This window comes from Paraburkholderia sp. USG1 (assembly GCF_031570135.1).
GTDB lineage: Bacteria > Pseudomonadota > Gammaproteobacteria > Burkholderiales > Burkholderiaceae > Paraburkholderia > Paraburkholderia dioscoreae.
In genome coordinates, this window is sequence record NZ_JAMWXW010000065.1 from 1 (window position 1) to 4762 (window position 4762).

Genomic DNA, 4762 nt, shown 5'->3' on the forward strand with positions numbered 1-4762 from the left:
TATCAACGCCTGTTCTCACGATGGAAGCAGACGCGTCCCAACAAACGCGAGGTACCACTGGTGTGGCCGGGAACGCCGACCTCATAAAAATATCAAGCAGGGGCTTGTCGATTTCATCCGTGGTGTACACCACCCGGCGTATGTCGGGCGGAAACACGAAGAACGGCGTGACGTTCTCCCACGCCCGTCGCCACGACTGCACGATGGTCGGGTACTTCGCGCCCCATGGCCCTTCGGCAAAGGCCTCCAGGGCCTGCTGCGCGGCCTGTTCGTTTGCGGCGGCGTAGACCGGACGCAGCGCTGCGGCGACGCTTTTGCGATCCTTGTAGCTGGCGTATTCCAGGCTGTTGCGGATCAGGTGCACGATGCAGGTCTGCACGGCCGTGCGCGGGTACGCCGTGCCGATCGCCTCGGCCAGCCCCTTCAGGCCGTCGACCACCGCGATCAGGATGTCCTGGCAGCCCCGGGTCTTCAGTTCGTTGAACACCTTCAGCCAGAACTTCGCACCTTCGGTCTGCTCGATCCACAGGCCGAGCACGTCGCGCTGACCGTCGGCCTGGATGCCCAGCGCCAGATACACTGCCTTGTTGCTCACCACGCCGTCGCCACGGATCTTCACGCGCAGCGCGTCGAAGAACACCACCGGATACATCGGCTCGAGCGGACGGCTCTGCCAGGCGAGCGTTTCGGCCATGACTTCGTCGGTGACCGAGCTGATGAAGTCGGGGGAGACCTCGGTGCTGTAGCTTTCGGCCAGAAACGCCTGAATCTCGCGCACGCTCATGCCCCGGGCGTACATCGCGATAATGCGCTCGTCGAAGCCCGTGAATCGGCGCTCGTGTTTGGGAATCAGGATCGGCTCGAAGCTGCCATCGCGGTCGCGCGGCAGATCGACCCTGACCGGGCCGCGCTCGGTGATCACCGTCTTGCCGCTGGCGCCGTTGCGCTCGTTGGTCTGCTCAGAGGGCCTGGGCTGGCCGGGCCGGTAGCCCAGATGCATGCTCATCTCGGCGCCCATCGCCCGCTCGATCAGTGCCTTGTTGAACGCCAGCATCAGGTCCTGAACCTCGGCGGGCGTCATCGGGCCCTTCACCAGTTCATCGAGCAGCGCTTCTGGCAGTGCAGGCAGCGGCCCGCGGGCCGCTGCCTGCGAGGCGACAGTGCGTCTCTTCTTCATGATTGGCATATCCATGATCTTCATCCTTCATGATATGCCTCGCCCACGAAATTACGGATAGGCCCGCTCAATGTCTCGCTTTCAATTTCGTCCAACACTGAGCGGCCTTTGTGACGTGTAGCGCCTCATCCGATTCCTGCCAAGTCAGTATCTCGCATTGGGGAGCGTGGAGTGCCGAAGTCGACCTCTTCCTGACATTCGCTAAGTTCGAAAACATATACCGCGCAAGCGAGGTTGGAAACGCCTAACCTCGACGCAAAACTAAGTTTCAGTTGCCTTACTCTGGGTGACCGTCCCTTCACTCGTTAGCACAAAGGTCTGCGATTGCATTGAAGAAGGTACGAATGTCTGCCGCGATTTCGTCTGCGGACAGCGCCTTGGCGACCTCCTCGCGCTTCACACCTAGGCTTCGACGAACAGAGTTATTCCCTTCGGTCATCAACTCCTTGCCACGAGCGTCACGGATGGGCATGACTATTTCGGACGCGGTCGTATCGTCGGGAATAGCTAACGCGTGCTGAGTGGCAAAGAAGCTTTGAACTTCATCCTTGGACTTCCCGGCGGCTCGCGCAATCGCAGCAGTACAGAGAAGATAGTTTTCGATATGTCGGCGTCGCCACTTCAACGCGGTGAAGCCGTCGGTATTGTTAGTGAACGATTTATCAACGAGGTCACCGCCCACCGTGCCATCGGGTTCGTCATCCCGATCGCGAATACTGATCGCCCTCAAGTCGGCAATATCTCGCTTTAACTGTATGAATAGTTGTCGCCGCTCGTTAGGCTTGCCGGTCCAATACCAAGACACTAAGTTTTTGGGCCACGCGAATCCCGCGCTGCTTGCCAGCAGCCGTAAGAATCGCTCGTCGCTCTCGGCTTCGACTATGAGCATCCTTTGATGCTGCATGAGGGCATGCAAAGTCGGCGTGTGGATTGCGCCTACGCCGGCCAAGATTCCAACCTTGTCAACATCTCTAGCAAGATACCTTGCCCTACGGTCCTTCAGAGCCAAGATGCGCTCATGATCGTATGAACGTATGAGTTCTGGAGAATGGGTCGCTAAGAGCACTTGTTTTCCTTTCGACTCCGCAATTTTCTTTAGCTGCCCGACCAATTGCTGTTGCAAAAGAGCATGCAAGTGAGCATCGGGTTCGTCAAGCAGGACAACGTCAATATCTGGTGAAAGCGCCAGTGCGTAGACGCTCAGCCATTGCAGGAAGCCGCTCCCCTCAACCATGAGGTCGCGTGAAGAAAAATTTGTGTGCTTCGTGAACACGCCGTTCTGCAAGCGACCCTTTACACATTCGACTTTTAGATAACTGTGATAGCGCTCGTTGAAGGGGACAATTCGCAGCTCGGTCGCAAAAACCTCCTGCATGGTCTTCTGCAAAATTTCCCATGGATCGTTCGCGCGTAACGTAGCCAGATCCGAGTTCTTTATCTTTGTACGCCCTTCTCGAAGTTTTGATCTAGATACACGATTTGATTCATGAAGGTCAAAGATAGCGTTTCTAATCACTCCGCCAGAAAGACCCTGTCCGAGCAAACGGCTCCGCATTGCCGGGGTGAGCCGGCTTTCTCTGTCGGTCACACCGGCGAACGGCGGCAGATATGCAATATTGGGAATGCCACCATCTATTGGATTGCCGTTGGCATCCTCGACCTCAGCTAAAGTGAGATTAGTCGCTGTCGTCTTGACAAATAATCTGTCATTCGCCAAAGAAAGGCCAATCTCGAGAAACTTGTCAATCTTGTCGTCACGCTCCCAAAGGACCTTGATTTTTAGTGTGTAACCATCGGGTTCCTGCGACTTCTGAGATTTTAGGTTCGTCCAAAGATGCGCCAAGGATGGAATGTGCATGGGCGTGAAATCAACGATTCCCATCCCGATTCCCTGAATGTTGGCGACAGACACCCAAGCCTTGCGGCCTTTCTCGATCTCAAGCAATGTTTTGCAGAACTGCCACGTGGCAAGCGCCTGAAGGACAGATGACTTCCCAGAATTGTTCCCGCCAACGACAAGAGAGAGTCCCGGTTCAATTGGTATTTGTGTGTCGTTGAACTGCTTGAACCTGTGAAGTACTACTTCTTTTATGTACATGCAATGGACCCCGAACGCGTGGTGTTATTTTTGCAAAATGAACTGAGAGCGCGAAATTTGCTGGCTCAGTACAATGGACTCACTATGCATCTTCGCGTATTCCTCGGAAATTGGGTAGATGCTTGGTCAAGAGCGGCAGCGGTGCACTCGAAATCGGCCGTTCGACCGTCAACTGGCAATGCAGAGCAACCTGGCCACGCCTACTCGCGCATGTCGCGGATTTCAAACGGAAGCTGCTTCTCCGGAAGAAACTCCGAAAATCCGTCCACCTCGCGGCGCAGAACCAGCTCATAGGGCCCACCATGACCGGCGAACCGGCAATAAAGGCGCGGCTCCCTGCCAGTCATCGGGCGGAGACCGACGCGCTCGGCTTATCGGTTGGTTACTACATGTCCTGTCGACGCAGAGATAGCTGCTTCCCTGCATTCGCAAAGAGGGATTCCCCCTGATTTACGCTAATATTCCGTCCGCTTATCGTCCTTACGGACGGAGTCGAATTCGTAACCAATAGGTAAAATCGTGGCTTACTCAATCATCCGCGTTGAACTGCATCAGAACGAAGACAGGGTTCCACATGACATCTCTGCGCAGTGCTATAAGGCGCTCCACGAATTGATGGCCAGTGCTGGCTACAACCGCTCATACTCAACGACTACCAAAAAGACATTTGAATTGCCTCCAGCCGAGTACATCAAGTATGGCGACGAGTCCGCGGATCAAATGCGAGACACTGTGGCCGCAATCGCGCGGCGTATTGTGGGCAGCGATAGGCTGTTCACGATCATCGTGACAAGAGTCGCCGACTTTGCTTCGCATAATCTGAAGCAGTTGTAGTTGACTCGCTCGCCGTGGTTACGCGAGACGTCGGCGATCGCTGACACCCGGCGCCTTGTCCTTTGCAGCATCGATGAGGCGTGGAAGTTCGTCTTTGTATGGCATGACCGGCTGATACAAATCGTGATAGGCGGAACCGATAGCGCCCTCGAAGAGCTGTAGATCAGGTTTCATCGTTCCAGACCCCAGCACATGACTGATCGCGATGCCCGGATATGGATCGATGTAGAAGATTTTCCGAATACCAAGCTGATATGCTTTCTTCGCGCACAGTTCGCATGGACTGGCAGTAGTGAAGAGGTAGCCGCCCGCGATGGATTGTCCGCCGTACTTTGCAATTTGGAGGAACGCGTTCTCCTCCGCGTGAAGCGATCTAGTGTGCACTTGATTTCCGTCATCTGAAATCGTGTTATAGGCCGTCTTGAAACAATAGCTGAGATTGCGTCCCTTGAACTGGTCGACGCCCGCGCGCCAGTCGTAGGTCTCGACTACCTTCGCTCGAAACTCTTGGTTTGTTCGTTCGTAGGTAAGCACCCGGTGAAGTCATCTTGATTGGCTGGGGAGCGAGAGCGAGGATCGTGTCCATCTAAATTTTGAAATGGACAGATGTACACGATGGACGAGACCGGGGTGATGCAGGAGGTTGTGCAACC

At 55.3% G+C, this 4762-nt stretch carries 4 protein-coding genes; 1 reads left to right on the forward strand and 3 read right to left on the reverse strand.

What is annotated here, in order from left to right:
* Together NE850_RS39180 and NE850_RS39185 are read right to left on the reverse strand one after the other, a co-directional pair.
* Positions 1–1186, reverse strand: a 1186-nt coding sequence (locus tag NE850_RS39180) for an IS256 family transposase (RefSeq protein ID WP_310700409.1), incomplete at its 3' end; no start/stop codon positions are given.
* Between the two features lie 289 nt (positions 1187–1475).
* Positions 1476–3275 (reverse strand): AAA family ATPase, encoded by a 1800-nt coding sequence (locus NE850_RS39185; RefSeq protein ID WP_310700406.1) that lies wholly within the window; start codon positions 3273–3275, stop codon positions 1476–1478.
* A 519-nt stretch (positions 3276–3794) separates the two neighbouring features.
* Here NE850_RS39185 and NE850_RS39190 point away from each other — a divergent pair.
* A complete protein-coding gene (locus NE850_RS39190; protein ID WP_310700407.1) occupies positions 3795–4109 on the forward strand; it encodes a hypothetical protein in 315 nt (104 codons plus the stop codon).
* Positions 4110–4127: 18 nt separating this feature from the next.
* Here the strand turns inward: NE850_RS39190 and NE850_RS39195 are convergent, their stop codons facing one another.
* Entirely contained in the window at positions 4128–4643 is a 516-nt protein-coding gene (locus NE850_RS39195) for a hypothetical protein (RefSeq protein WP_310700408.1), read from the reverse strand.
* Between the last annotated feature and the right edge of the window lie 119 nt (positions 4644–4762).